This is a genomic window from Rhodococcus koreensis (assembly GCF_017068375.1).
Lineage (GTDB): Bacteria > Actinomycetota > Actinomycetes > Mycobacteriales > Mycobacteriaceae > Rhodococcus_F > Rhodococcus_F koreensis.
The window spans coordinates 7426702-7453538 of record NZ_CP070609.1 but is presented as its reverse complement, the minus strand read 5'-3'; the positions used below and the strand labels follow the sequence as shown (position 1 = coordinate 7453538).

23 protein-coding genes are annotated in these 26837 nt (G+C 68.4%); 5 read left to right on the top strand and 18 right to left on the bottom strand.

Annotation, left to right across the window (positions count from 1 at the left end; translation table 11 throughout):
* Positions 1-7: 7 nt before the first annotated feature.
* Positions 8-1870 carry a glutamine--fructose-6-phosphate transaminase (isomerizing) gene (glmS, locus tag JWS14_RS33645; protein WP_072945749.1) on the bottom strand — a complete coding sequence of 621 codons (1863 nt, stop codon included), beginning with the start codon at positions 1868-1870 and terminating at the stop codon, positions 8-10.
* Between the two features lie 97 nt (positions 1871-1967).
* Between glmS and JWS14_RS33640 the strand changes: the two genes are divergently transcribed.
* Entirely contained in the window at positions 1968-2804 is an 837-nt protein-coding gene (locus tag JWS14_RS33640) for a dienelactone hydrolase family protein (RefSeq protein WP_072945747.1), read from the top strand.
* Between the two features lie 7 nt (positions 2805-2811).
* Here the strand turns inward: JWS14_RS33640 and JWS14_RS33635 are convergent, their stop codons facing one another.
* The 8 genes from JWS14_RS33635 to ddaH all read right to left on the bottom strand — a co-directional run bounded on the left by JWS14_RS33635 (position 2812) and on the right by ddaH (position 10348).
* Complete coding sequence (locus JWS14_RS33635; RefSeq protein WP_095860912.1) at positions 2812-2991, bottom strand: hypothetical protein; 180 nt, start codon at positions 2989-2991, stop codon at positions 2812-2814.
* A gap of 38 nt (positions 2992-3029) precedes the next feature.
* Complete coding sequence (locus JWS14_RS33630) at positions 3030-5195, bottom strand: hypothetical protein (protein WP_241031543.1); 2166 nt, start codon at positions 5193-5195, stop codon at positions 3030-3032.
* A complete protein-coding gene (locus JWS14_RS33625; RefSeq protein WP_072945740.1) occupies positions 5192-5500 on the bottom strand; it encodes a type VII secretion target in 309 nt (102 codons plus the stop codon). The genes JWS14_RS33630 and JWS14_RS33625 overlap by 4 nt, the downstream gene beginning before the upstream one ends.
* A gap of 89 nt (positions 5501-5589) precedes the next feature.
* Positions 5590-6927, bottom strand: coding sequence for a phosphoglucosamine mutase (glmM, locus tag JWS14_RS33620; RefSeq protein ID WP_072945738.1), 1338 nt, complete (start codon positions 6925-6927; stop codon positions 5590-5592).
* Between the two features lie 137 nt (positions 6928-7064).
* Complete coding sequence (gene rpsI, locus JWS14_RS33615) at positions 7065-7601, bottom strand: 30S ribosomal protein S9 (RefSeq protein ID WP_043825651.1); 537 nt, start codon at positions 7599-7601, stop codon at positions 7065-7067.
* Positions 7598-8041: a 50S ribosomal protein L13 gene (gene rplM / locus JWS14_RS33610; protein ID WP_005239728.1), complete on the bottom strand. Its 444-nt coding sequence runs from the start codon at positions 8039-8041 to the stop codon at positions 7598-7600. The genes rpsI and rplM overlap by 4 nt, the downstream gene beginning before the upstream one ends.
* Positions 8042-8209: 168 nt before the next feature.
* Positions 8210-9436, bottom strand: a complete 1227-nt coding sequence (gene rocD, locus JWS14_RS33605; protein WP_072945735.1) for an ornithine--oxo-acid transaminase — start codon at positions 9434-9436, stop codon at positions 8210-8212.
* 6 nt (positions 9437-9442) lie between these two features.
* The gene (ddaH, locus tag JWS14_RS33600; RefSeq protein WP_206015191.1) at positions 9443-10348 is read right to left on the bottom strand and encodes a dimethylargininase; all 906 of its coding nucleotides are present in this window, start codon (positions 10346-10348) and stop codon (positions 9443-9445) included.
* A gap of 81 nt (positions 10349-10429) precedes the next feature.
* On the opposite strand from ddaH, the gene JWS14_RS33595 reads away from it, so the two are divergent.
* Positions 10430-10882, top strand: coding sequence for an Lrp/AsnC family transcriptional regulator (locus JWS14_RS33595; protein WP_072945733.1), 453 nt, complete (start codon positions 10430-10432; stop codon positions 10880-10882).
* An 80-nt stretch (positions 10883-10962) separates the two neighbouring features.
* On the opposite strand, the gene JWS14_RS33590 is transcribed toward JWS14_RS33595, so the two are convergent.
* From JWS14_RS33590 to eccCa, 4 genes are all read right to left on the bottom strand, one after another.
* Positions 10963-11244 (bottom strand): WXG100 family type VII secretion target, encoded by a 282-nt coding sequence (locus tag JWS14_RS33590; RefSeq protein WP_072945730.1) that lies wholly within the window; start codon positions 11242-11244, stop codon positions 10963-10965.
* A 43-nt stretch (positions 11245-11287) separates the two neighbouring features.
* Positions 11288-11605: a WXG100 family type VII secretion target gene (locus JWS14_RS33585; RefSeq protein WP_015889935.1), complete on the bottom strand. Its 318-nt coding sequence runs from the start codon at positions 11603-11605 to the stop codon at positions 11288-11290.
* Between the two features lie 132 nt (positions 11606-11737).
* Positions 11738-13141 (bottom strand): type VII secretion-associated protein, encoded by a 1404-nt coding sequence (locus tag JWS14_RS33580; RefSeq protein WP_241031542.1) that lies wholly within the window; start codon positions 13139-13141, stop codon positions 11738-11740.
* A complete protein-coding gene (gene eccCa, locus JWS14_RS33575; RefSeq protein WP_206015190.1) occupies positions 13123-17124 on the bottom strand; it encodes a type VII secretion protein EccCa in 4002 nt (1333 codons plus the stop codon). The genes JWS14_RS33580 and eccCa overlap by 19 nt, the downstream gene beginning before the upstream one ends.
* A 282-nt stretch (positions 17125-17406) precedes the next feature.
* Between eccCa and eccD the strand changes: the two genes are divergently transcribed.
* Positions 17407-18879 (top strand): type VII secretion integral membrane protein EccD, encoded by a 1473-nt coding sequence (eccD, locus tag JWS14_RS33570; RefSeq protein WP_206015189.1) that lies wholly within the window; start codon positions 17407-17409, stop codon positions 18877-18879.
* Positions 18876-20267 (top strand): type VII secretion-associated serine protease mycosin, encoded by a 1392-nt coding sequence (mycP, locus tag JWS14_RS33565; protein ID WP_072945721.1) that lies wholly within the window; start codon positions 18876-18878, stop codon positions 20265-20267. The genes eccD and mycP overlap by 4 nt, the downstream gene beginning before the upstream one ends.
* A gap of 62 nt (positions 20268-20329) precedes the next feature.
* On the opposite strand, the gene eccB is transcribed toward mycP, so the two are convergent.
* The gene (eccB, locus tag JWS14_RS33560; protein WP_206015188.1) at positions 20330-21820 is read right to left on the bottom strand and encodes a type VII secretion protein EccB; all 1491 of its coding nucleotides are present in this window, start codon (positions 21818-21820) and stop codon (positions 20330-20332) included.
* A gap of 112 nt (positions 21821-21932) precedes the next feature.
* On the opposite strand from eccB, the gene eccE reads away from it, so the two are divergent.
* A complete protein-coding gene (gene eccE / locus JWS14_RS33555; RefSeq protein WP_206015187.1) occupies positions 21933-23582 on the top strand; it encodes a type VII secretion protein EccE in 1650 nt (549 codons plus the stop codon).
* Here eccE and JWS14_RS33550 read toward each other — a convergent pair.
* Genes JWS14_RS33550 through JWS14_RS33535 form a run of 4 tightly spaced genes read right to left on the bottom strand, consistent with a single transcriptional unit; the run spans position 23579 to position 26752 of the window.
* Positions 23579-24145, bottom strand: a complete 567-nt coding sequence (locus tag JWS14_RS33550; protein ID WP_072945714.1) for an NADPH-dependent FMN reductase — start codon at positions 24143-24145, stop codon at positions 23579-23581. The genes eccE and JWS14_RS33550 overlap by 4 nt on opposite strands.
* A 49-nt stretch (positions 24146-24194) precedes the next feature.
* Entirely contained in the window at positions 24195-25088 is an 894-nt protein-coding gene (gene truA / locus JWS14_RS33545; protein ID WP_206015186.1) for a tRNA pseudouridine(38-40) synthase TruA, read from the bottom strand.
* Between the two features lie 5 nt (positions 25089-25093).
* A complete protein-coding gene (gene rplQ, locus JWS14_RS33540; protein ID WP_011598158.1) occupies positions 25094-25663 on the bottom strand; it encodes a 50S ribosomal protein L17 in 570 nt (189 codons plus the stop codon).
* A gap of 27 nt (positions 25664-25690) precedes the next feature.
* Positions 25691-26752: a DNA-directed RNA polymerase subunit alpha gene (locus JWS14_RS33535; protein WP_005239684.1), complete on the bottom strand. Its 1062-nt coding sequence runs from the start codon at positions 26750-26752 to the stop codon at positions 25691-25693.
* Positions 26753-26837: the final 85 nt, after the last annotated feature.

Here is a 26837-nt window from a genome sequence, read left to right as displayed (position 1 = left end):
GTCGCGCCTATTCGACAGTGACGGACTTGGCGAGGTTACGCGGCTTGTCGACGTCGTAGCCCCGTGTCTGCGCGACCTCCGCCGCGAAGACCTGCAACGGCACCGTCGACAGCAGCGGCTGCAGCAGCGTCGGCGCCGACGGGATCTCGATCAGGTGGTCGGCGAACGGCCGCACGGCCTCGTCGCCTTCCTCCGCGATCACGACGGTCCGCGCACCGCGGGCCTGGATCTCGCGGATGTTGCTGAGCAGCTTGGAGTGCAGCACCGCGCGCCCCTTCGGCGACGGCATCACCACGATCACCGGCAACCCGTCCTCGATCAACGCGATCGGCCCGTGCTTGAGTTCGCCGGCCGCGAAGCCCTCGGCATGCATGTACGCCAGCTCCTTGAGCTTGAGCGCACCCTCGAGCGCCACGGGGTAGCCCACGTGGCGGCCCAGGAACAGCACCGTCGACGACGACGCCAGTTCCCGTGCCAGCGCCCGCACCGGTTCCACCGTCTCGAGCACCCGGCTCACCAGATCGGGCATGGCCTCGAGATCGGCGTACTCGCGTGCCACCTCGTCCGGGTACTTGGTGCCGCGGGCCTGCGCGAGAGCCAGGCCGACCAGGTAGTTCGCCGTGACCTGCGCGAGGAACGCCTTGGTCGACGCGACACCGATCTCCGGACCGGCCCGGGTGTAGAGGACGGCGTCGGCCTCGCGGGGAATCTGGGCACCGTTCGTGTTGCAGACCGCGAGCACCCGCGCCTTCTGATCCTTGGCGTGGCGCACCGCCTCGAGGGTGTCGGCCGTCTCACCGGACTGCGAGATGGCGACCACCAGCGTCGACCGGTCCAGGACCGGGTCGCGGTAGCGGAACTCACTGGCGAGCTCGACCTCGACGGGCAACCGGGTCCAGTGCTCGATGGCGTACTTCGCGAGGAGCCCCGAGTGGTAGGCACTGCCGCAGGCGACGACGAAGACCTTGTCGACGTCGCGCAGCTCCTGATCCGACAGTCGCTGCTCGTCGAGAACGATCTTCCCGTCCGCGAAGTGACCGAGCAGGGTGTCCGCGACCGCGGCCGGCTGCTCCTCGATCTCCTTGAGCATGAAGTAGTCGTGGCCGCCCTTCTCGGCGGCGGCGAGGTCCCAGTCGATGCGGAACGGGCGGCCCTGCGCCTCGGACCCGTCGAAGTTCAGAATCGAGTACCCGTCCGCGGTGATCACCACGACCTGGTCCTGCCCCAGCTCGACCGCGTCGCGGGTGTGCTCGATGAACGCCGCGACATCGGACCCGAGGAACGTCTCGCCCTCGCCGACACCGATGACGAGGGGCGTCGAGCGACGCGCCGCGACGATGGTGTCCGGGTGGTCGGAGTGCGTGAAGACGAGGGTGAACGCACCCTCCAGCCGGCGCAGCACGCTCAGCGCGCTCGCGACGAAGTCGCCTGCCGTCTCACCGGAGGCGTACGCCCGCGCGACGAGGTGCACCGCGACCTCGGTGTCGGTGTCGCTGGCGAAGTCGATTCCGTCGTGCTCGAGTTCGGCCCGCAACGGGGCGAAGTTCTCGATGATGCCGTTGTGGACGACGGCGACCGTGTTGCCCGCGTCGCGGTGCGGGTGCGCGTTGCGGTCGGTGGGCCTGCCGTGCGTGGCCCACCGGGTGTGACCGATCCCCGTGCTCCCGGTGAAGTGCTCGGCCCCGACCTCGTCGAGTTCGGCCTCCAGATTCGCGAGGCGCCCCGCCTTCCGCTCGACCGCCATCCCGCCCTGCCCGTCGAGCACGGCGATGCCGGCAGAGTCGTATCCGCGGTATTCCATTCGCCGCAAAGCCTCCACCACAACAGTCAGAGCCTGCCGGTGGCCGACGTATCCCACGATTCCGCACATGGTTCATCAGGGTACTTGGACCGGGCGACGCCGCGAAGTCGGAGTGTGGGCCGCATCGGCTCTCTCGCCGGCCCGCGAATCGGATAACGTTCTCCCCGTGGCGCCGAAACCGAAGACCCTGGCCCGTGAACTGTCCAAGCGGGGACCGCACCGCGTGCTGCGCGGTGACCTCGCCCTCGCCGGACAGCCGGGCGTCGTGTACACGCCCGAATCAGGCTTCAACCTGCCCGCCGTCGCGTTCGCGCACAGCTGGATGGCAGGTGTGGACCACTATCGGAAGACACTCGAGCATCTGGCGTCATGGGGAATCGTCGTGGCCGCCCCCAACAGCGAACGTGGTCCCGTACCCTCCCACCTCGGCCTCGCCACCGACCTGCGGGCCACCCTCGACATCTGTGTGGGTGTGCGTCTCGGTCCGGGGCAGATCAGCGTGCGGCCCGACCGCGTCGCTTTCGCAGGTCACGGGATGGGTGCAGGGGCGGCCGTGCTCGCCGCCGCCCAGCGGGACGTGGCGGCGGTGGCCGCGTTGTTCCCGGCGCCGACCGCGCCGAAGGCCGAGAGGTATGCGTCCAAGATCACAGCGCCGGGGCTCATCGTGGCCGGGGCCGACATCGACACCATGAACAGCAACGCCAAGGCGCTGGCCGAGGCGTGGGGCGGGGAGTATGTCCTGCGCGCCGTCAACGGCGCCTCGGAGTCCGGGCTCACCGAAGGTCGCCGCCTGCTGGGCGCACTCGGCATCGGCGGTTCGGAACGCAAGACCCAGCAGATCACCCGCGCGCTGCTGACCGGCTTCCTGCTCTATCACCTCACCGAGGACAAGAAATATGAGGTGTTCGCGAAGGCGGACGCCGAACTTCCCCACACCACCCTCGTCGATCCGCACGAGGAGCACACCGATGCGGGCTTCAAGGGTGTGCTCCCGCACATCTGAGGTCCGGTCACACCAGCCAGCTGCGCGGACGATAGAACTCGTCGTCGTCGAGTGTTCCCTGTCGCGGCGGCAACACCGGTGACACTGCGGCCGCGGGCTCGGCACGGCCGCGGTTCGCTGCGGCTGCCTCGTCTCTGGCTCTGGCTTCGTCGATCCGCTCCCGGAACAGTTCCAGGTCGGCGCGCATCTGTGCCCGTTGTGCCCGCAACTGGGCGGCTCGGTGGCTCACAGTGGACCGGCCTCGGCCAGCTCGGCGCCGCTGTCGAGTCCGGCGACCGGACCGGTCGCGAGTTCGGGTGCAGACCGCGGTTCCTGCGGCGGGGCCGGTGCGTCGGGCGCCGCGGGGGCGGGCTCCTCCTGCATCGTCACCACCTGCGGTGGCGGGACGGTTGAGGCGTCCCCGGCAGGCACGGGTGCCGGTGCGTCCTCCTGGTCCGGCACGTCGTCCCCGGCATCTCCGTCCAGCGGCGGCCCGTCTTCAGCCGTCGTCGGCGGCGCGTCTGCTCCAGCGTCGACCCGCGATTCCGGGTCGGGCTCGGCGGGTGCGCAGTCGGCACCGTCGGGGTCTCCGTCGGCGGCAGCGGTTTCGGCGAGGATCTGCGGCAGACCGTCCGGGCCGATCTCGACTCCGAATCTGGCCGTCCCGCCCTGTCCGTCGCTCATCTCGAGATGAATCCCCTGACCGTCCGCAGCGACGGCGACCGTCCACGACTGTCCGTCGAGGTCCAGTTCGAGACTCTTGCCGTGAGCCGGCTCGCCTTCGTCCGCAGGCGGATCGTCGAGTTCTTCACGGAGGTCGTCGGGGTTCCCGTCCTCGTCGGCCCTGTCGGTGAGGCCCGAGAGGGTGTCCTCGATCAACGGGCGCAGGATGGAACCGAGATCGACCAGACCGCCCGAAAGGCCCTGCCGCACCAGATCGCCCAGGCCGGGGACGTTTCCCGTGCTCTGGACGGCGCCCGGTGCCGGCACGAGCGACCCGGGAATCCCGGCAAGCCCGGGCATTGCGGGCGGGACCGGTGCGACCGGGGCAGTCGTCATGGGCGCCGTGGCCGTCGGAGGGGCCACGGGCGCCGGCTGTGCAGCCCCGATCGGAGAAGCCGCAGCGATCGGGGGCGCGGCGGCCGCCGGACCGGTGGTCGCGTCGCCGCCACCGGATCGAGGCGGGACGTACGCGGGGCCGTCGTTCGCGGGTGCCGCGGCCGGTCCGGCCGGCGCAGCAGGTGCGGGAGCAGGTCCCGGTGCCGCAGCCGGGACGGTGCCGGCGTTCTGGACCTCGGGTGCACTCGGCGCGGGCGCCGGTTCGGGGGTGTCCTCGGGACGGAACCCGGGCTGCACCTCGATCGACCGCGCCTCGGCGACGACGGCGTCGTAGGCGGCGTGCACCGCATCGGCGCAGTCCGCACAGGCAGCGGTGAACTCCTGCTGCTTCTCCTCGTACACGCGCCGGAAGTTCGCGTCGAGCCAGTCCTTGGCGATTCCGGCGGCCCGCCGCACCACGTCGTCGCGGTCGAGGCGGCGGAGCGCACCGGCGCCCCCGTCCTTGTACAGGCCGTTCACGTGCCGGTAGTCGTCGTCGGCGAGTTCGGGGAACCAGTAGGACGCGTCTTCCATGCAATCCTTCGCGACGGAATTCTCGCCGTCCTTGCCCTCGGCGTAGATCTGCGCGAGGACGTCGATCTGCGCGGCGCTGTATCCCCCGACCGTCGGCTGGTGCAGCGACACCACCTTGTACGCCTTGTTCGTCACGGCGGCGCTCAGGGTGAGGTTCGCTTCGAACAGCACCTCGGCGAGGTCGCCGAGCCGATCGACGGTGGCGGCGACCTGAGCGTTCCGGCGGTCGGCGGCGTCGATCGCTGCCGCGGCCGCGATTCCGCTCCACCCGGTTCGCACCGCGGTGACGCATTTCTCGTTGTCGTCGAGTTCCGTGCGGGCCGTGTCGACGCTGCGTCCGAGGGTGTCGATGTCGCGGGCGAGCGCGTGCAGGCGCATCCCCCGCTCGGCGTCGAACCGAGCGTAGTAGTCGGTGAGTTCGAGGGATTCGTATCCCAGTTTTTTCGCGGCGGGGAGGAACAACTCGAAGAATTCGAGCCCGTGAGCGCCGAGATCGAGCATGTCCTCGGGATCGTTGAGGGCATCCGGGCGCAGGTGCTCTCCCAGCGCGATGCGGGATGTGTTGGCGGTCTGGGCGTCGCTGCCGTGCTCGAGCAGTGCCGCGTACCGCTGGTCGGCGGACGGCGTCCGGTCACGTTTGCCGAGTCCGTACTCGTCGAAGTACGGCTGCCACGATGACTCGTCTTCCTCTCGGGAGGCGGCCCACGCCTGGAGGAGTTGCTCCTTGAACTCGCGGCTCAGGTTCGGGTCTTCGATCAGCGTTCTGGGATCCGTGGTCACCACTGCACCCCGTCCACGTCGGCGGCCACGCTCGCGTCCGTTCCGGAGTAGCGCGCCGCGGCCTCCCGGAACGCGTGACCGAACGATTCCGCGTCCGCGGCCCACTGCTCGAGCGCGCCCCCGACGACGCCGAGGGCGTCCCGCACCGCGTCGCCCTTCGCGGTGTAGTCGCGGCCCGCCTGCGCTCCGGCGAATTCCAGCCGGGCGGTCTCGGCGGCCCGCTGTCTCAGAACCTCCGCCGACCGCAGCAGCCTGGTGCCCGCGTCCGTCACCACCGCGACGTCCACCTCGAGTCCCTCGCCCATTGCCCCACCCTCTCTTCGCGACCTACTGCATTAGACGCGACAGCGCACCGATCGGTTCCCGGCCGATCGGTGCGCTGTGTCCGCTCGCATCACACGGAGGCGACGGTACCCGCCAGTTCGTCGGCGAGCTTACGAGCCACTTCGAGATCGGAAGCCTCGACCATCACCCGCACGAGTTGCTCGGTGCCGGACGGCCGCAGGAGCACCCGCCCGTTCTCACCGAGGCTGCGCTCCGCGGCCAGCACTGCGTCGAGCACGACCGGGGACGCGGCGACGGCACGCTTGTCGGCGACCTTCACGTTGATCAGGACCTGCGGGAGCGTCGTCATCGCCGACGCCAGTTCCGCGATCGGCTGCCCGGTTTCCGCCATCCGGCCCATCAGCCGCAGTCCCGTCAGCACTCCGTCACCGGTGGTGCCGAAGGCGGGGAACACGACGTGACCGGACTGTTCGCCGCCCAGGCTGAACCCGCCGGATCGGAGTCCCTCGAGGACGTAGCGATCACCGACCGCCGTGGTGACCAGCGAGATTCCGGCCTCGCGCATGGCGATGTGCAGACCGAGATTGCTCATGACGGTCGCGACGAGGGTGTCGTCCACCAGTTCGCCCGCATCACGCATGCCGAGGGCGAGCACGGTCATGATGGCGTCGCCGTCGATGAGGGAACCGGCTGCGTCGACGGCGAGGCATCGATCCGCATCCCCGTCGTGCGCGAGCCCGAGGTCGGCGCCGTGCCGGACGACGGCCTTCTGCAGACCCTCGAGGTGCGTCGATCCGCAGTTCTCGTTGATGTTGAGTCCGTCGGGTTCGGCGTTGATCGCGACGACCGTGGCGCCGGCGGCCCGGTAGGCGGCGGGGGCGACATCCGAGGCCGCGCCGTGCGCGCAGTCGACCACCACGGTCAGTCCGTCGAGGCTGTTCGGGAGTGCGGTGGTCAGGTGCTGCAGGTACCGGTCCGCGGCGTCCGGCACCGTGCGGACACGTCCGATCCCGGCCCCGGTCGGCGCCCGCCGTGTCGCGGTGCCGGTGGCGACGGACTCGATCCGGTCTTCCACCTCGTCGTCGAGTTTGTGTCCGCCTGCCGCGAAGATCTTGATGCCGTTGTCTGGCATCGGATTGTGCGAGGCGGAGATCATGACACCGAGAGCCGCGTCCAGTTCCGCGGTCAGGAACGCCACCGCAGGCGTCGGCAGCACCCCGACGTTCAGGACGTCGACGCCGGCAGACGTCAGGCCCGCGACGACCGCCGCCTCGAGCATTTCGCCGCTGGCTCTCGGGTCACGGCCGACCACGGCCGTCTTGCGTCCGCCCGAACCCGGCGACGCCAGCACCGTCGCTGCGGCGGAGGCCACCTGCAACGCCAGCTCGGCGGTCAGCTCGGTATTCGCGAGACCACGAACCCCATCCGTCCCGAACAATCGACCCATAGACCAGACCCCTCGCACCTAGAAAACCCATTACATCTCGGATAAAGCACGAGAGCAGGCGTCCGGTAACGATGGACGCCTGCTCTCGGGAAGAACAGGTGCCGAAGCCGACCCCGGAGGGCGGCTTCGGCGACACATCAGCGCTTCGAGTACTGAGATGCCTTGCGGGCCTTCTTCAGGCCGTACTTCTTGCGCTCGACGGCGCGGGCGTCACGCGTGAGGAAGCCGGCGCTCTTGAGAGCCGGACGGTCCTCGGGGGTGACCTCGATGAGCGCGCGGGCGATGGCGAGACGCAGGGCGCCGGCCTGTCCGGACGGTCCGCCACCGTGCAGCAGCGCCACGATGTCGAAGGACTCGGCACGCTCGACCGTGACCAGCGGAGCCTTGATCAGCTGCTGGTGCACCTTGTTCGGGAAGTAGTCCTCGATGGTGCGGCCGTTGAGCTTGAAGTCGCCCGAACCGGGGGTCAGACGGACGCGGACAACCGCTTCCTTACGACGACCGACGGTCTGGATGGGGCGATCGATCACGATCGGGGCCTGCGGCGCAGCAGCGGCCTCGATGTCCTCGGCGACCTCGGGCTCCTCGACGGACACGTACTCGTCCGCCGCGACCTCGACAACCTCGGTGATCTCTTCGGGGTTGGACACGTTCTGCTCCTCCGGCGCCGTCACTGGGCCACCTGCTTGATCTCGAATGGCACCGGCTGCTGCGCGGCGTGGGGGTGGTTCGGGCCCGCGTAGACCTTCAGCTTGCTGCTGATGGCGCGACCCAGCTTGTTCTTGGGGAGCATGCCGACGATGGCCTTCTCCACGAGGCGGTCGGGGTTCTTGTCGAGAACCTCACCGACGGAGCGGGACTTCAGACCACCGGGGTGTCCGGAGTGGTGGTAGAGGAACTTGCCCTCGCGCTTGTTGCCGCTGATCGCGACCTTCTCGGCGTTGATGATGACGACGAAGTCGCCGCCGTCAACGTGCGGTGCAAAGGTGGGCTTGTGCTTGCCGCGCAGCAAGTTGGCTGCCTGGACGGCAAGGCGGCCGAGCACCACGTCAGTGGCGTCGATGACGTGCCACGTGCGGGTCACATCTCCGGCCTTCGGGGTGTACGTAGACACAGAACTTCCTCGTCTTGTTCAATCCGCTGCTGGCCATTGCGTATCGTCGAGCGATTCCCGGCGGCCAGTTGAGACCCGAGAACCGCCAGCCACTGCGACACGGAGACGCAGCGGCGCACGGCACGCCAACGGAGAACAATACCGGTCAGGGCGCCCCAGGGTCAAAACTCACTCGGCGAGCGCATCGGCGAGCTGTTCGACGGCCCACGTCAGCTCGTCGCGTTCGATCACCAGCGGCGGGGCGATGCGGATCGTGCCCTCGTGCGCGTCCTTCGCGAGGACCCGGCGCGCCAGGAGTCTTTCACAGATCGTCCGGGCGGCCGGCATACCGTCGGCGAGCTGCACACCGGCCCACAGTCCGCGCCCGCGCACCTCCGACACGTGTTCGGGAGGCAACTGCGACAGCATGTCGTGCAGGTAGGCGCCCAGTTCACGGCTTCGCTCCTGATATTCGCCGGTCTCGAGCAGGTCCACCACCGCACTGCCCACCGCGCAGGCGAGCGGGTTACCCCCGAACGTGCTGCCGTGCTGCCCGGGGCCTATCACCGCCATCACCGGCCAGTCGGCGACGACGGCGGAGACCGGCATCAGGCCGCCGCCGAGCGCCTTGCCCAGCACGTACACGTCGGGGGTCACGTTCTCGTGGTCGCACGCGAACGTGTCGCCGGTCCGTCCGAGCCCGCTCTGGATCTCGTCGGCGATCATCAGGATTCCGCGCCGGGTACAGATGTCCCGGACCGCCGCGAGGTAGCCCGGGGGCGGCACCAGGACTCCGGCCTCACCCTGGATCGGTTCGAGGAGCACGGCCACCGTGTTCTCGGTGATCGCGGCCTCGAGCGCCGCCGCGTTCCCGTATTCGACGGACGAGAACCCTGCCGGGTACGGACCGAACCCGGCGTACGCGTCCGGATCGGACGAGAACCCGACGATCGTGATGGTGCGGCCGTGGAAGTTCCCGGCGCACGTGATTACCTCGGCGCGCCCCGGCGGCACACCCTTGACGTCGTACCCCCACTTACGGGCCAGTTTCAGCGCGGTCTCGACGGCCTCGGCGCCCGTGTTCATGGGCAGCACCGCGTCCTTCCGGCACAGCCGGCTCAGGTCCTCGCAGAAGGTAGCGAAACGGTCGTGCTGGAACGCGCGGCTGGTCAGGGTGAGCCGGCCGAGTTGTTCGCGCGCCACCCGGACGAGCGCGGGGTGTGCGTGGCCGAAGTTGAGTGCCGAGTAACCGGCGAGCACATCCAGGTAGTCGACGCCGTCGATTCCCTTCACCCATGCGCCGGCACCCGATTCGATCACGACCGGCAGCGGGGAGTAGTTGTGGGCGCTGTGCTCCTCGGCCCTCTTCAGCTGCTCACGCGTGGCATCCGACACGGAAACGACACCGTCCGACATTGCTGGTCACCCCTGACTTTCGTCCCGGATCCCGCGGAAGCCGCGGAGCTCCAAAGTGCTGCACTTGATTCCGCCACCGGATTTGAGGAATTCCGAGTAGTCGACCGGAACGGGTTCGTACCCGCGGTCCGACAGCTGGTCGGCGAGGTGTGAAGCCTGCACGGGCAACACCACATTGGCGCCGTCGCTGACCAGGTTGAGTCCGAGCCAGTCGGTGTCCGTCCCGGCGGCGATCACCGCATCGGGGAATATTCGCCCCAGCACGTCGCGACTGTCGGGCGAAAACGCGGAGGGCAGGTACGCGATGGTGCTGTCGTCGAGCACGCCCAGCGCGGTGTTGAGGTGGTAGTAGCGCGGGTTCACCAGGTTCAGGGTGATCACCGGACGACCGAGGTGCGCCGACGCCTCGGCGTGCGACCGTGGGTCGGACCGGAACCCGGTTCCAGCGAGGATCACGTCGCCGACGACGAGGAAGTCGCCCTCCCCCTCGTTGACGTACCGCGGCAGGGTGGGCCTGATCAGCCCGTTGTCCCGAAACCACCGGAACACGTGTTCGGCCTCGGCGCGTCGCTCGGCGGTCCGGTACCGGGCGCCGAGAGCGACGCCGTCGACGACGAGTCCGCTGTCGGTGACGAACACCATGTCCGGGAGCCCCTCGACGGGGTCGATCGTCAGCACCTCGTGGCCGAGCCGCCGGTAGGTGTCCGCGAGCGCGGACCACTGCGACATCGCACGGTCCCGGTCCACGGGTTCACCGGGGCGCATCCAGTCGTTGATGGCGTAGACGACGTCGAAATACGTGGGCGGGCACATCAGGTAGGTCCGCGGGTGGGCGTGGCGGACGGCGTCGCCCGGCGCGACCGCCGGCTCCTCATAGGGGCTCTCGGACTCGATACCAGCAGTGGGCGCCATCTCCACTCCCCCTCGATCGGTGTCGGTGACATCAGTATCCACCCACCAAAAGGCCTGATCAATGCGCTAGCGTTCCATCACATGGATGATTCGTTGCGTCTGGACGGGCTCGATCGGCGGATCGTTGCGCGACTGGAGCGCAATGCACGGTCCAGCTTCGCCACCATCGGCGCCGAGGTCGGGCTGTCCGCACCGGCCGTGAAGCGCCGGGTCGATCGACTGGTCGAGTCCGGAGCGATCACCGGATTCCATGCGGCGCTCGATCCCCGCGCCCTCGGCCCGGGCGTCGAGGTGTTCGTCGAGTTGTACTGCAGCGGTCGCACGTCGGCCGTGGAGATCGCGCGGATCGTGTCCCGCCACACCGAGGTTCAGGAGGCGTACACGGTCACCGGCGACGCCAACGCCCTGCTCCGCGTCCGCACCACCGACACCGCACACCTCGAACGAACGCTGGAGAACCTGCGGTCGGAGCCGGCCGTCCTCCAGACCAAGAGCAGCGTCGTCCTCAGCCGACTGATACCGCCCGCCGACTGATCCCCTCGTCGTACACGGCGGCGACGACAGTGCCCCAGCAACCGTGGATTGCTGGGGCACTCGGGTGTGTCACGCGAAGATCAGAGCCAGGCCGTGGCGTTCCGGTCTTCCGCGGACTGCATGTCGATGGCGCCGTCCTGGACGACCTTCGAGATCGTCTGCAGGACCTGGAGCAGATCCTCGTGAGAGCTGTCCCACTTGGCCTGCACAGCCTGGTAGTTGTCCCGCGCACCGCTCTCCCACTGCGCCACGAGGCCGTTGACGTAGCCCTTGAGCTCGTCGTGCGTCTCGCGCAGCTTCGCTTCGTTCGACTTGATGTCGGCCGCCAGCGCCTGCAACTCGGCAAATCCGTACTTCAACATTCGGTGCTCCCCTCGAGCTTCGTAACTGTTCTCGGTGCCGGCGCTAGATGTCGAGCGATCCCGAGGCTCCAGCCGAATGGATCGCATCCTGGTTGGCCTGCTCGGCGGCGTCGTAACCCTTGCCGTTCTCGCGGATCTTCACCGCAATCTCGTCCAGCGACTCCTGCATACGGCGCGAGGCATCTCCGTACCGTGCCATCAGGTTCATGAACGCCGTCTGCGCTCCACCCTGCCACGCCGAAGACGACTCCTCGCAACGACCCTTGAGGCTGTTGATCGTGCCCTGCAGCTGGCTGTTCACCGTCTGCACGTGATTGGCCGCGACCTCCATCTGGCCGACATCGGTAACAACTCCCGCCATGTGTGACTCCTTCTGCTCTCGGTGCGGCGGCCCCCACTGGACTGCCCGAATTCACCCCTACACAAGATTGGACGCGTCATCCGCCCAATCGGTTCCACCTCCGTGGAAGATTTCTCGGCGAAGAGAACGGGATCACCGGACGATCACCAGCGACCGCACGACGTCCTCGCACACGCTCTCGATCGACTCCCACTCCTCGGCCAGGAACTGGCAGCCGACGCTCACCTGGAGGTCGCGTTCGACGAGTACGTGCCATCGCACCGCGGAACTCTCGTCGGGGAACTCGCTGTACGCGATGCCGGGTCTGCCTCCGAACACGACGTCGCGCTCGAGTTCGCCGAACAGTTCGGGCCGGCCGCGCTGCGCGATCTTCGACGCGAGCGTCGCCGCCACCTCGTCGTATCCGGAACCCTCTCGAACCGCGTTCTGCGTGATGATGATTCGCCTGTCGGCCCCACCTGCCGGCACCAATTCCAGCCGGGGCACGGCGGAGTTCGACGCGGGTGCCCGCTCCTTCCATCCGCTCGGCAGCGTTACACGAATGCCGCCCACCTCGAGGCTGGCGTCGGTCGTGGTGGTCGTCGGCACCGCGGACCGCGTGAGCGTCGGGGCCGGGGCCGCCGGTGCCGCACTCGCGTCGAGTGCGCGGACCGTTTCGGTGCCGGGGTCGGGGTCGCGAAGTGTGAAGACGAGAACGGCCCCGACGACCACTGCCAGCACCGCAGCCACCGCGAGAAAAGTGGGCCGCACGTTCCGCCGGCCCCCGCGATCCGACCCCTGCAGTGCCGGTTCGAGCCAGTTCGACTGCGGGACAGCCATCGTCGTCGGCGCTTCGTCGGCGTCGACCACGCCGACGACGAGTGCCCGGGCAATCTCTTCTCCGGTGACGATCCGGACATCGGTGTTCGCGGGCGCGACCGCGACCACGGCGTCCCGCATCGATGCGCGCTCCTGCGAATCTCCGGCCCCCGTCAGGAGGATTCCGTCGACCGGGCGATCACCGCGGGCCCGCGCACCGAGTTCCGCGATCGCCGCAGCCCACTCGTCGATCCCCTCGTCCGCGCAGAGCGACGGGTCGTGCTCGCATGCGACGACCCGGTATCCGCCGACCTCACCGACCACGTAACTGGCCGTCGCGCCCATCGTCCGGCTTTCGAGCACCAGCCATCGACCGCCGGAAGAAACAGCACCCTCGGCCGCCGCCACCGCGACCGGAACCAGCACGGTGTCGGCGGCAACCCGTGAACCCGCGGCGGCGAGCACATTCTGCCGCGCGGAACCCCACTCCGTCGGGTGCGACAGTACCGCCGTCGCGATCGGCGACGCCTCCCCCGCACCGCCGATCACAGACCGGTACACCGCGGTCAGTGCGTCGGACACCGCGAGAACACCACCGTCGACGTCGACGTACTCGTCGTCGACGAAGCACAGCGGCGTCGTCTCGCGTACCGCCCTCGTCACGCCCTGCACGCAGGACCACATGCCGGATTCAGTGAGGTGAATCGCGACCGACGACATCACAGCGGGGGCATCCACGCGAGCTGGATCAGGCCGGTACCCGCACGGTTGACCAGCGTTCCGCGCCCGGGAGGCATCGCGCTCGGACGGACGGTGCCGATGAGGTTGCCCTCCTCCCGGTTGCCGCTCATCACGAGGCCCGTGGATTGCAGATCACGCAGGCGTGCGATGACCGGCTCGTACATCGCCCGTGCCGCACCGCCGGAGCGTCGCGCGATGATCAGGTGGAATCCGATGTCGCGGGCGTGCGGCAGGAATTCGACGATCGCGGAGACGGGGTTCCCGCTCGAGGTCACGACGAGGTCGTAGTCGTCGATGACGACGAAGATTTCGGGGCCCGACCACCAGGACCGGTCGCGCTGCTGCTGGCGGCTGAACCCGGGACCCGGCATGCGCTCCTTCAGCAGGAACGCGAGATCCCTCATGTTCGTCCCCAGCACGTCCTCGGACGGTGCGTACGAGGCGAGGTGCTCCGTTTCGACGACACCGAGCATCGTGCGCCGATAGTCGCCGAGAATGATCTTCGCCTGTTTGCTCGTGTTCGACGCCATGATGCCCTCGCAGATGTTCCGCAGGAGCGTCGTCTTACCGCATTCGGTGTCGCCGAAAACCAGGAAGTGGGGCTGCTCGGCGAAGTTCAGGAACATCGGGGTCAACTCGGCCTCGTCGAGGCCGATCGGAATCTGCAGACATGCCTGCGCAGGGTCCAGGTAGGACGGCCACCCCCCGGCAGCGTGGAGCAGGTCTTCGCGGGCGATCTGTGCCGGCAGCATTCGCACCTTTGGAGCGGGCCTGCCGTGGGTCGCGGCGGCGACGGCGGACACCGCGTGCGCCACCCCGGTTGCCAGGGCGGTCGGATCCGAGCTCCCGTCGAACCTCGGCAACCCGATGAGCAGATGCAGGCTGTCGCGGGTCATGCCGCGTCCGGGCCTGCCTTCGGGAACGAGTGCCGCGGTCTTGCGACCGAGGTCCGAGTCCGACGGGTCACCGAGCCGCAGCTCGATGCGCGTGCCGAGCTGATCCTTGAGCGCGGGCCGGACCTCGCCCCACCGTGACGCCGTGAGGACCACGTGCACGCCGTACGACAAGCCCTGGGACGCAAGGTTGGTGATCTGCTGTTCGAGAGCCTCGAAATCCTGACGGATGCTGCCGAACCCGTCGATCACCAGGAACACGTCGCCGAACGGGTCCTGCGCGACCCCCGCAGCCGGGCCGCCGCTGCCGGGGTCGGAGGCACGTAGACGGCGGAACTCCGCCATCGACTCGACCCCGAGTTCGCGGAAACGCTCCTCGCGTTGACGCACGATGGTGTTCATCTCGGCGACGGTGCGCCGCACCCGGTCCACGTCGAGGCGGTTGGCGACCGATCCGACGTGCGGTAGTCCCGACAGTCCGGCGAGCGTGCCGCCACCGAAGTCGAGGCAGTAGAACTGCACCTGCTCCGCGGAATGGGTGGCGGCCAGCGACGTGATGAGCGTGCGGATCGCAGTGGACTTGCCCGACTGTGGTCCACCCACCACGGCCATGTTGCCGGTGGACCCGGACAGATCCACGACGAGCGGGTCGCGCCGCTGGTCGTAGGGTCTGTCGATGATCCCGATCGGTGCACGCAGCGAACTCAGTGCGGGAACCGGTTCGGTGAGAACGGACCTCGGCAGCATCTGGTCGAGGGTCGGCGCGGCGTCGAGGGGCCGCAGCCACACCTCGTGGGCGCGCGGTCCGCGGTCCTTGATCCGTTCGACCACGACGTCGATGGTGGTGCGGGTTTCCGCCGCCTCCTCGGTCAGGTGGAGTGACTGTGGTTCGTCGTGGATCTCGACGACGTCGACGGCGACGGGTGCGGCCGTGAAGATCTTCGGCCGCAGGTCGACCGCCGCCTCACCGGGGCGCCGCACGTTGTCGACGCGACCGCCCTCGTAGGTGCCGGACACGTACGAGGCCTGGAAGCGGACGATCTCCGCGGAATCGCATTTGAGGTATCCGGCGCCCGGGGTCGCGGGCAGGTGGTAGGCGTCCGGTACACCGAGCACGGTGCGCGATTCGTTGGCCGAGAACGTCTTGAGGCCGATCCGGTACGACAGGTGGCTGTCGAGGCCTCGCAGTTTGCCCTCTTCCAGCCGCTGACTCGCCAGGAGCAGGTGGATGTGCAGCGACCGGCCGAGTCGGCCGATGGCGACGAAGAGGTCCGCGAACTCGGGCTGCTGGCTGAGCAGTTCGGAGAATTCGTCGACGACGATGAACAGCGCGGGCAGCGGGTCGAGGTCGGCGCCGGCCTGGCGGGCTTTCTCGTATTCGGTGACGTTCGCGAAGTTCCCGGAGGAGCGCAGAAGTTCCTGGCGTCGGTTCATCTCACCGGCGAGGGCGTCCCGCATCCGGTCGACCATCGCGAGTTCCTCGGCGAGGTTGGTGATCACCGCGGCGACCTGCGGCGCGTCCTCGAGGCCGAGGAACGTGGCGCCGCCCTTGAAGTCGACGAGGACGAGGTTGAGCGCCTCGGGCGAATGCGTCGAGATCAGCCCGAGCACCAACGTCCGCAGAAACTCCGATTTGCCGGAACCGGTGGCTCCGATGCACAGTCCGTGGGGCCCCATTCCGTTCTCGGCCGACTCCTTCAGGTCGATCTCGACCGGGTGACCGTCCACTCCCACACCGATCGGGACCCGCAGCCGGTCGCGGCCCTGGCGGGGCAGCCACGCGTGATCCGGGTTGAGACGGCCGACGTCGCCGATTCCCAGCATCTGGCTCCACGTCTGGACCGGCTGATCGTCGTCGCCGGCGTCCACTGCCGTATGCGACGCCGTCCGATACGGCGCGAGTCGCCGGGCCAGTGTTTCCGCCTGGTGAGCGCTGACGAGGTCCGCTGTCGCGAACATCTCCACTCCGACTCCGCTGCGGGCGCCGAGGGATCCGTCCTGCGCGACGAGTTGGAGGCCACGCGTGGCCGTCAGTCGCGGGCAGAAACCGCTGATGTCGAGAACGGAGACCGAGTCGACGCCGCCGTCGGTGATCATCCCCGATTCGCCCTCGAGAATCCCTCCGTCGACGACGATGACGAATTGCGGAACACCGGGCGCGGCGGGCGCGTTGCGCGAGAACCGGTTTCGCATCGACAGCTGGGGGCCGAGCGCGGATTCGAGTTCGAGGATCGAGCCGTAGATCATGCGGGACGAACCGACACCGTCGGACGAATCCGGATGCTGCGCGTGCGGCAGCCACTTCGCCCAGTCCCACTCGTGCTCCGTGTCGGGACCGCACACGACGGCGACCAGGAGATTGTCCGGGCCGTGGAATGCGCACAACTGCATGAGCATCGACCGCACCAGGGACCGTGCGGTACCGCGGTCCCCTTCGACGGAGATGGCCGCGAAGCCGCGCAGCGACACCGCGGTGGGCAGGTTCTGAACGACGGAGTGCGCGCGGACGAAGCGACGAAGCGACACCGCTGCAACCGGTTCCAGATCCTCCACCGGTCCGGTCTCCGGCGCGATCAGGCGGGTCGCGAGGCGCTGGCTTCCCCGGCCGACGCGCACGTGGCAGTAGTCGGGGTCGGTGATACGGCGCTCCCACATGCGAGCCGTGCCTGCGAGGGTCCACAGCAGACCGGGTTCGGGGTGACTCCAGTCGAGCGCTTTTCGCTGCTGCCCGCCGGTCTCGTTGACGTCGCGCCGCAGCTGATCGAGGTAGCGCAGGTAGTCCTTGCGGTCCTCGTTGGCCTCCGCCGCTTTCGGGCCACCACGGCCGCCGCCTGCCAGCATGCCGAGCATCGACACCATCATCATGACGGGAAAGAGCATCGACATCGGATTGCGGGCCATGCCCGACGAGAACATCAGGGCCATCATCCCGACCATGGCGACGACCATGACCACGGGAAGGAGCTTGGTTAGAAGGTTTCCGGGAACCAGACGTGGAATCTCGGGCGGAGCCTGCAAGCTCACTTCGCCGCCCGGAATGCGTGGTACTTCCCGTCGCGCTTTGCGCACGAATCGAATAGTGCTCACTACTCGCCCCCATGACTACAACCGCCCCGAAAAAACCGTGCAGCCGATCCGATCCCGAAACTCCGGGTCCGCCCCCCTGGGCTCGATCCGCGAAGTCAGACACTAACCCATGGAGGGCGATCGGGCATATAGGAGGTCGTGCCCTGGTGGACACTGGAGGCACCGCCCGCAGTGTCGTAAGGTCACCCGTGATCAAACCGGACGACGATCCGTGATCTGTCGTCGATCGGTGTCGTAACGGCGCAGATGGGGTTGTGCGTCGGAAGAGTTGGGGGAATCGCAGTGTCCGTCACCCATGACGAATCGCGGGGATCCGCTTCGTCCACCCGTCCCGGTGCCGCGGCCGATCTGTGCCGCATCACCGTCCTGTCGACGCATTCGCAGGTCGACATGGCCGTGCCGTTCGGTGTGCCGCTTGCCATCCTCGTTCCGGGGATCGTCGACACCATTCGCACCCATCGCAGTACCAACGATTTCGACGACTCCCTCGAACAGTACGAACCGAGCGAGTGGGTTCTCGCGAAGATCGGGCACTCGCCGCTCTCGACCACGTTGACGTTGCACGAGCACGGAATCCGCGACGGGGATCTCCTCGTGCTGCAGAGTGTGCACGCCGGCGCACCGCCGCCGCTGTTCGACGACATCATGTACAACGTGGCGATCGCCGACGCCGAGGGCGACCGCGAGTGGACCCGGGGTTCCGCACGGGTCGTGGGCTCCGTCGCCGCCGTGCTCGGCACCGTCGTCGGTTCGTTCGCACTGTTGTGGTCCGGGGCGGGGACGGAAGGATTCCTGGGGGCGGGTTGTGCCGTCGCGACGGCCCTGCTGTTCCTGATCGCCGGCGCGGTCACCGGCCGCGTCTACGGCGACGCGCCCAGTTCCGTGGTCCTCAGCGGATGCGCCGTTCCCCTCTCGTTCGCCGCGGGAATTCTGTTCGTGCCGGGCGATCTCGGCGCTGCGCACCTGCTCCTCGGGCTCGCGCTGGCCGGTACCACCGCCGTTCTGGCGTTACGACTGGGCGGGGTCGGGCTGCGACTGTTCACGGCACTGTCGGTGACGTCCCTGTTCGGATCGATCGCCGCGCTCGTGGCCACGCTGTTCGGCAACCCGACCGCCGCGGTCGGCGCGGGCCTCGTGGCGGCGGCGCTGATCGGACTCGCCTTCTCGGCCCGGGTGTCGATACTGCTGGCGAAGCTTCCGCTGCCCCCGGTCCCCGCTCCGGGCACGTCGGTCGATCCGTCCGAGGACGACCCGGACGACGAGGTGACGATGCCCTCGTTCGACTCCCTCGCACAGCGAGCGGCACGTGCCCGCAAGTACCTCACGGGCCTGGTCGGCGCGATGACGGCACTCGCCGTGACCGGCGCCCTCGTCGCGGCGCACCCGGGCGTGCACGACGGAATCTTCTGGCCCGGACTCGCTCTCGCCGTCGCCACCGCCACCGTCCTGATGTTCCGGGGACGCACATACAGCAGCGCCGAGCAGGCCGTTCCGCTGATCGCGGGCGGGGTGACGATACTGGTTCTGCTGCTCACCGCCGCGGCTGTCGCCGTACCCGACTTCGCGATCGCATCGTTCGCGGTCGCGATCCTGTTCGCCGTCGGCGGGCTGGTGCTGGGAATCCTCGCCCCCCGCCGGACGTTCTCGCCCGTGATGCGGCGGGTGGCCGAGCTCATCGATCTGGCGGTGATCGCGTCGATCGTCCCGCTGGTGTGCTGGGTGACCGGTCTCTACTCGCTGATGCGTGGACTGTGAGGCGCCGGCTCACCCGCGTCGTCCTGGCCACCGCGATCGTGGCGGTCACCGCCGCCGTGGGTCAGGGCGGCGCCTCGGCTGTGGTGCCCGCTCCCGTGGACGTCGGACTTGTTCCACCGACGGACCGCCAGAAGGCCGAGCTACGCCGCAATTGCAAAGATGCCGTGCGCGTGCCCGACGGCCCCGACGTCCCGGCGGCCCAGCGCGATCTCGACTTCCAGTCGGTCTGGCCGATCACGAGGGGCGCCGGTCAGATCGTCGCGGTGATCGACACCGGCGTCTCGCGGCACCCCCGTCTCCCCGGACTCGTGGACGGCGGCGACCTCGTGGGGACGCAGACCGGAACGGTCGACTGCGACGCGCACGGCACTCTCGTCGCCGGGTTGATCGGCGCCTCGCAGGTGCCCGGCTCCGGTTTCTCCGGTGGCGCACCGGATTCGCGGATCCTGTCGATCCGGCAGTCGAGCAATGCGTACAACCCCGCCGGCCAGGCCGACGAGGTCGACAACGCCGGCAACTCGGTCGGCGGATACGGAAACGTTGTGACGATGGCGACGGCGATCCGGCGTGCGGCCGACCAGGGTGCGACCGTCATCAACATCTCCGAGGTCGCGTGCAAGACCGCTACGGAGGGGATCGGCAGCGGCGACCGGTACGTGGGAGCTGCCGTGAAGTACGCCGTCACGGTGCACAACGCCGTGGTGGTCGCGGCAGCAGGCAACTTCGGTTCCGGAGACTGCAAGATTCAGAATCCACCGGTCGACCCCCTCCGGCCCGGCGCCGATCTGTGGGACTCCGTCAGCACCATCGCGAGTCCCGCCTGGTACGACGACTACGTGCTCACCGTCGGCTCCGTCGAGCCAAACGGTTCGGCGAGCGACTTCAGCCTGGCCGGTCCGTGGGTCGACGTCGCAGCCCCGGGAACCGGTCTCACGTCACTGCACCCGACCACCGGCGACCTGACGAACACGGTGTACGCCCCAGAGGGCAACGCGGAGCCGGTGCAGGGAACGAGTTTCGCCGCCCCGTACGTCTCGGCGACCGTCGCCCTGGTTCGTTCGCGGTTCCCGCAACTGTCCGCACAGCAGGTCATGGCCCGCATCGAGGCCACGGCGCATGCTCCGGCAGAGGGGTGGAATCCGTCGGTCGGGCACGGGATCATCGATCCGCTGGCGGCAGTCACCGCCGACGTTCCCCTCGACGATGCCATCGTCGATCAGTCGAATTCCGTCGCGATCGAGGAGCTTCCGGCCGCTGCTCCCCCGGACCATCGGCCGCGCAACGTCGCAGTGGCGGCCACCGGAACGCTGAGCGCACTGCTCGTGCTCGGCGTCCTGGCGTCGTTCCCGCTCCGCCGCCGGTTCCGCTCGGCGACCGACCGGAACTGACCCTCCGCCCGACGGGGAGGATGCGGACGCCTGAACGAGACCGCGTCCTCCCCCGCGAACTCCTATCTGGATCCTGACGCGACAGCGGCAGGGTCGAGGTCCGGTGCGACACCGTCGTGTGCAACGAGCGCCGACGACTTTCCGAGCGAGGGGCCCTGCGCCAGGAGGGCGAGTATCTGCCAGGGCGCGAGAGGCTGGGCGCCGTCGAGCCCCAATGCCTTGGCAGAGTCTTTGTCCGCGTCCCTGTCCGGGATACCGAACCGAACTCCCGTGTCCGCGACGAAGAACCAGCTGTCACGTCGCGTGCTCGTGGGCTCGATGCCGGTGGACTGCACGAAACCGCTGGTTCCCGGTTGTACATAGACCGTGTCGGCGTTGTCGCCCGCGCCGTCCGCCTGGGCCAGTTCGACCGCGCGGGCGTCGCCCGGGATCGGGAGGGCGCGGCCCGCGACCAGCGACAGTTCGGCCGCCGGACCACTCGAGCCGGTCTCGTCCGGTGCACGGAGAGGCTTCCACGTCAGGCAGCTCACGGGACTGTCGGAGGCATCGACGATCGTGGGCGCCGACTCGGGAAAGCTGTCCACCTCAATCTGTTCCACGGAGGGGATTCGCTTGGTGGCGTCCGGCGGGACGCTCGACATCTCGGTGTCGCCGTGCGAGTCCGACAGGAAGATCAGGTTCGCGACGGCCGAGCTGATCTTCTGGATTCCGTCGCGAAGGACCACGTAGTGGGTGGCCTCGGAGCCGATCAGCGCCGTGAACACCGATCCCACGACCTTGTCCTGCAACGGATACCGAGGGCTGCTTCCGGCCCCCGGAATGACGGGAGCCGCGAGTGGCGGCACCTCGGGGATGGCGTTGACGAGGCCCTTGCTCACCGGACGCGGCCGGGCGCCTTCGAGGCCCAGCGCACGGGTGACAGCAGGGTCGTCCAGGTCGACCCTGGCCCGCTTGCCGCCGTAGATCAGGTACGACGCGTCGGAGGTCGACGCAAGCAGTGCCTGATCTCCCGTGAGGGACCCGCCGCCGTCGGAACCCTCCGTCTTCCCGACGATGACCGATGTTGTGACGGAATGATTTCCGTCGGCCGCGATCGAATCGCACACGGTCCACGGGGTCTTCGCCGCGGGGTCTCCGGCAGGCAGCGCCGACGGCGCGCCGGGGATCCCGACGAGGGCACCGCGCGCGCGGGTGTCGAGTTCGGATTCCTTGACGATCACCGGATTCTCGGACTTTCCGACGATGAGCCGGGCGGACGCGAGATTCAAAACGGGACGGAGAGTGTCGCCCATGACGACGAACATTGCGCCCGAGTCCTTGCCGACGACGATCGACGCGTCACCGATCTTGTCCTGCGGACGGAACAGCGCCAGCGCTGCGCACCCTGCGAGGCCGAGTGACGCGATCACAACCCCCACCGCGAGCGCGCGTGACTGCGACCGCATGGGGTCGTGCAACATTCGGACGTCGCGACGCACCAGGGCGTGCTCCATCCTTCTGACCAGAAAGCGATACCCGTTGACCTGCCACCGGGTGGTGGGTGTTACAGCCATTGTTCCTCCCCCGTGCTGCACAGCGCTCGGGGTGACACAGTACAGTTCCATCGACAATCTTCACGGCGGACGGGTACGGGTCTGCTGGGTTCAGGTATTCGGGGGAGGAACCATGGACCGCTCACGCGTCACACGTCGGCCGTCGTCTCTTCGGTTCTCGGCGACCGAGGTGATCCTCGCACAACTTCTGGGGGTGACCGGCGGCGTCGTGGCCTCGCTGTGCGGGCTGGTCTGGTGGGGCGCCGTCGCACTTGCCGTCCTTCTCGTCGTCGCCGCGCTCGTCCGGGTAGGCGGCTGGTCGAGCCTGGACTGGGCCCGGACGTACTGGCGGTACTGCACCGAACCCGGCCGGACGGAGTCCCGCACCGTCGGTTTCCAGGCGCCGACCGGCCAGTCCGTCGGGCTCCGCTGGGACGGGGGGAACGTGGTCGCCGTCGTCGAGGTCCTTCCTCCCGCGGGCAGTCTCACCCAGATCACCCGTGACGGCTTCCAGACGACGCACGAACTCCCCACCGACGCGCTCGCCGCGTGCCTCGTGCAGCACGACATCTCGCTGACCGGAATCGACATCGTCAGCCACGGCTATCGCGCCGCGGCAGGCACACCCGCGACCGATGTGTACGACAGACTGGTCGGACCGCTCCCGGCGACGGCGACCCGGATGGTCTGGCTCGCCCTGCGATTCGACGCCACCGAGAGCGTCGCGGCTGTGGCCCGGCGAGGCGGCGGCGAGGAAGGCGCTTCCCGCGCGATCACGATCGCGGCCGGCCGGGTCGTGCGCGCCCTCGCCGATTCCGGCTGCCGCGCGCGGATTCTCACCGCCCCCGAGATCGACTCCGCCGCGCTGCAGATCAGTCGCGGCGTCGACCCGAAAACCTTCACGCAGACGTGGAAGCAGGCGCCGCTGCCCGGAGTGTGCAACACCGGCTACGGCGTCGACCCGCGGTACCTGACGAGAGATCTGCTCGCGAAGCTGTGGGTTCCGTCGAGCCTCGGCACGACGGTGACGATCCGTCTCCGCCCCAGCGGGTACGACGGCCAGGTGAAGATCGGTGCGGCCTGCCGGGTGACCACCCGGACGATGCCCGCGCCGCTCGCGATTCCCGGGCTCGTCTCGATGCAGGGCAGGCACAAGGACGGGCTGCTGTCCAATCTCCCCCTCGCGATGTCGGACCTCGACGACGTGATGCCGTTGACCGACATGTCCGTCGAGGAACTGCGCGCCTTGCAGTTGCCACCGGCGGGGTGCGGCCAGCTCATCGGTTCCGACGACTACGGCCACGGAATCACCGCCCGCATCGCAGGTCCCGGCGTCGGCATGGTCTATGTGGCGGGCGAGCTGTACCTCGCCCAGCAACTGGTGTTCCGCGCCGTTGCAACAGGTGCCCGGGTGCTCATCCACACCGATCGGCCCGACGCGTGGTCGTCGTTGATCGACTCCATCGCCACGCCTGACCGGTTGCGCATCGCGGGTCACAACCCGCAGTCCGACAATAGGTTCAACACGGTGGTGTTCGACGGCGTCAACGCGCTGCCGCCCCGCGCCGGGGTCACAGCGATCTACCTGTACGGGGAGCCGAGTCAGTGGCCCGGCGCCGAACCGGACCTGTCCATCGTCCAGCCGAATGCTCTCGGCGACCGGATTCTTCTGTCGACGGGAGGGACGAGCATCGAACTGATGCTGGTCACGATCTCGTCCGAGACTGCGTTCATCGGCCGCCCGCGCGCGGTGGAGGAGTACCCGCCCGCCTACCAGTACTAGCCGGGGTACGGCGCGGTCTCGCGCTGCACCCGGACCGCGTCGGCCCACCACACCAACTGGGCCAGCATGCGGTCCGCCGAGTCGATGGCGGCGCCGTCGGTGGTCTGCCCCTGGTCGTCGAATCTCTTGCGCACCCGGTGGAAGCTCACACTCTGCCGGACCGACACCATGTGCAGTTCCGCCACCACCTGGCGTAGCTGTTCGGTGGCCCGGAGCCCGCCGGCCAGCCCACCGTACGACACGAAACCGATGGGCTTCGAACGCCATTCGTGTTTGAGACTGTCGAACGCGGTCTTCAGCGCCGCAGGGTAGCCGTGGTTGTATTCGGAGGTGACGGCCACGAATCCGTCGGCTCGGCCCACCCGCTCGCGGAATTCGTCCGTCACCGGGGAATCGCCGAGATCCTGCGGCAACGGCGTGTCGGCGAGGTCGATGACCCCCACGTCCAGTCCCGGGTAGGCGCGCGCACGTTCGGCGAACCAGCCGGCGACGACGGGAGCGATCCGGCCCACTCTGACGGACCCGATGATGATCTCGAGTCGGACGGGCTCGACTGCGGTCATGAACACACTCCTTCTTTCCGGGGCAATCCTGGAGGTCGACGATCCGGCTTCAGTCGCCGCAGCAGCCGCCGGGCACGGTCCGAACGTCCCGGGTGATCTGGTTGCGTGCCGCCAGATCCGCGTCTTCGGGGTAGTCGACCCGCACCAGGGACAGTCCGTGCGCGGGGGCCACCAGAATCGAACTCGACCGCGACTTCTCGCGGAGGAGACCCTCGATCCAGCCGAGATCGCGCCTGCCCTCCCCCACGGCGAGAACCGCACCGACGAGACTGCGCACCATCGACCAGCAGAACGCGTCGGCGCTGACGAAGGCGGTGAACACGTCGCCGTCGCGTTCCCAATCGAAACGCTGGAGATCGCGGACCGTGGTGGCCCCTTCCCGGCGTTTGCAGAACGCCGCAAAGTCGTGCAGTCCCAGCAGCATCGCGGACGCCGAGCGCATGAGTTCGAGGTCGAGGACCTTCGGATACGACACGGTGTCCCTCGCTCGGAGCGGGTCGGCACCGTAGACCGCCGATGTCAGGCGGTACTCGTAGTGCCTCCGCATCGCGGAGAACCGTGCATCGAAGTGTTCGGGCGCGAAGGAGATCCGCTTGATCCGCACGTCCTTCGGCAGAAAGCGCGCGAGCCTGCGGACCAGCCGGGACGGGTCTTCCGGCAGGGCGTCGACCGGAACGTCGACGTGCGCGACCTGACCGGTGGCGTGGACGCCGGCGTCGGTCCGCCCCGCCACCGTGAGCTGCAACGGCGTGCGCAGGACGGCGCCGAGCTTCTCCTCGATCTCCCCGCACACCGTGCGCAGGCCGTTCTGGCGGGCCCACCCGGAGAAATCGGTTCCGTCGTACGCGATGTCCAGGCGCAAGCGACGGGTCTCATACGAAACGGGCCCGCCGTCCCCCGGGGGGACGACGGGCTCGTTCGATTCAGCGTGTGCCGAAACCAAGTGGACTAGTCCTTCTTGGCCTCTTCGGCCTCGGGAGCGTCGGCCGCGGTGGCGGTCTCGTCCTCGATGGCCTCGACGACGGCGTCAGCGTTCTCGACCTCGGCGTCGGTTGCCTCGGCCTCGACGGCCTCGACGACGTTCTCCTCGGCGGGAGCAGCAGCCGGCGCATCCTGCGATGCCTTCACGCGACGAGCACGGTCGGCCTCGGAGGTGACGGTCTTCTCCTTGACGAGCTCGATGATCGCCATCGGCGCGTTGTCACCCTTGCGGGGGACCGTCTTGATGATGCGGGTGTAGCCGCCGTCACGATCGGCGTAGAACGGGCCGATCTCCGCGAACAGGGTGTGCACGACATCCTTGTTGCGGATGACCTTCAGAACCTCGCGACGGTGAGCCAGGGTTCCGGCCTTGGCGTGCGTGACGAGCTTCTCGGCGTACGGGCGCAGGGCCTTGGCCTTGGACTCCGTGGTGGTGATGCGGCCGTGCTCGAAGAGCGCGGTAGCCAGATTGGCGAAGATCGCCTTCTGGTGCGAAGCCGACCCGCCGAAGCGAGCACCCTTCTTGGGCTTGGGCATGATGATCTCCTAGTAAAGGACCGTGAGCTACAGCTGTTCGGTCTCGGCGTAGTCCTCGGTGCCCTCGGCATCACCGAAGGAACCGGCGTCCGTGTCGCTCCACGTTCCGGTGGCGGCGTCGTAGCCGGCAACGGTGGTGGGATCGAAGGACGCGGGGCTGTCCTTGAGGGCCAGGCCGAGCGAATGCAGCTTGACCTTCACCTCGTCGATGGACTTCTGTCCGAAGTTGCGGATGTCGAGCAGATCGGACTCGGTACGGCCGACAAGCTCACCGACGGTGTGAACACCTTCGCGCTTGAGGCAGTTGTAGGAACGGACCGTCAGGTCCAGGTCCTCGATGGGCAGTCCGAACGAAGCGATGTGATCGGCCTCGGCGGGCGAGGGTCCGATCTCGATGCCTTCTGCTTCGACGTTCAGCTCACGGGCCAGGCCGAAGAGCTCAACCAGGGTCTTGCCCGCCGAAGCGAGCGCGTCCCGAGCGGTGATGGAGTTCTTGGTTTCCACATCGAGCACGAGCCGATCGAAGTCGGTGCGCTGCTCGACGCGGGTGGCCTCCACCTTGTAGGTGACCTTGAGCACCGGCGAGTAGATCGAGTCGACCGGGATACGGCCGATCTCGGCGCCGGACGCCTTGTTCTGGACGGCGGGGACGTAGCCGCGACCGCGCTCGACGACGAGCTCGATCTCCAGCTTTCCCTTGTCGTTCAGGGTGGCGATGTGCAGATCCGGGTTGTTCACGGTGACGCCGGCCGGGGGCACGATGTCGCCTGCGGTCACAGCGCCGGGGCCCTGCTTGCGGACGTACATGGTGACCGGCTCGTCCTCTTCGGAGCTCACGACGAGACCCTTGAGGTTCAGGATGATGTCGGTGACATCTTCCTTCACACCGGGAACTGTGGTGAACTCGTGCAGAACGCCGTCGATGCGGATGCTGGTGACAGCAGCGCCGGGAATCGACGAGAGCAGCGTACGGCGGAGCGAATTGCCGAGTGTGTACCCGAAGCCTGGCTCGAGGGGCTCGATGACGAACTTCGAGCGGTTGTCAGCGATGACCTCTTCGGTCAGCGTGGGTCGCTGAGAAATGAGCATTGGATTTCCTCCTGTACGGGCGTCCGCTATTTGACGCCCACGATGGGAAAGGCACTTCGTGCCCGTGCGCCTTTCCGGTAGTCGG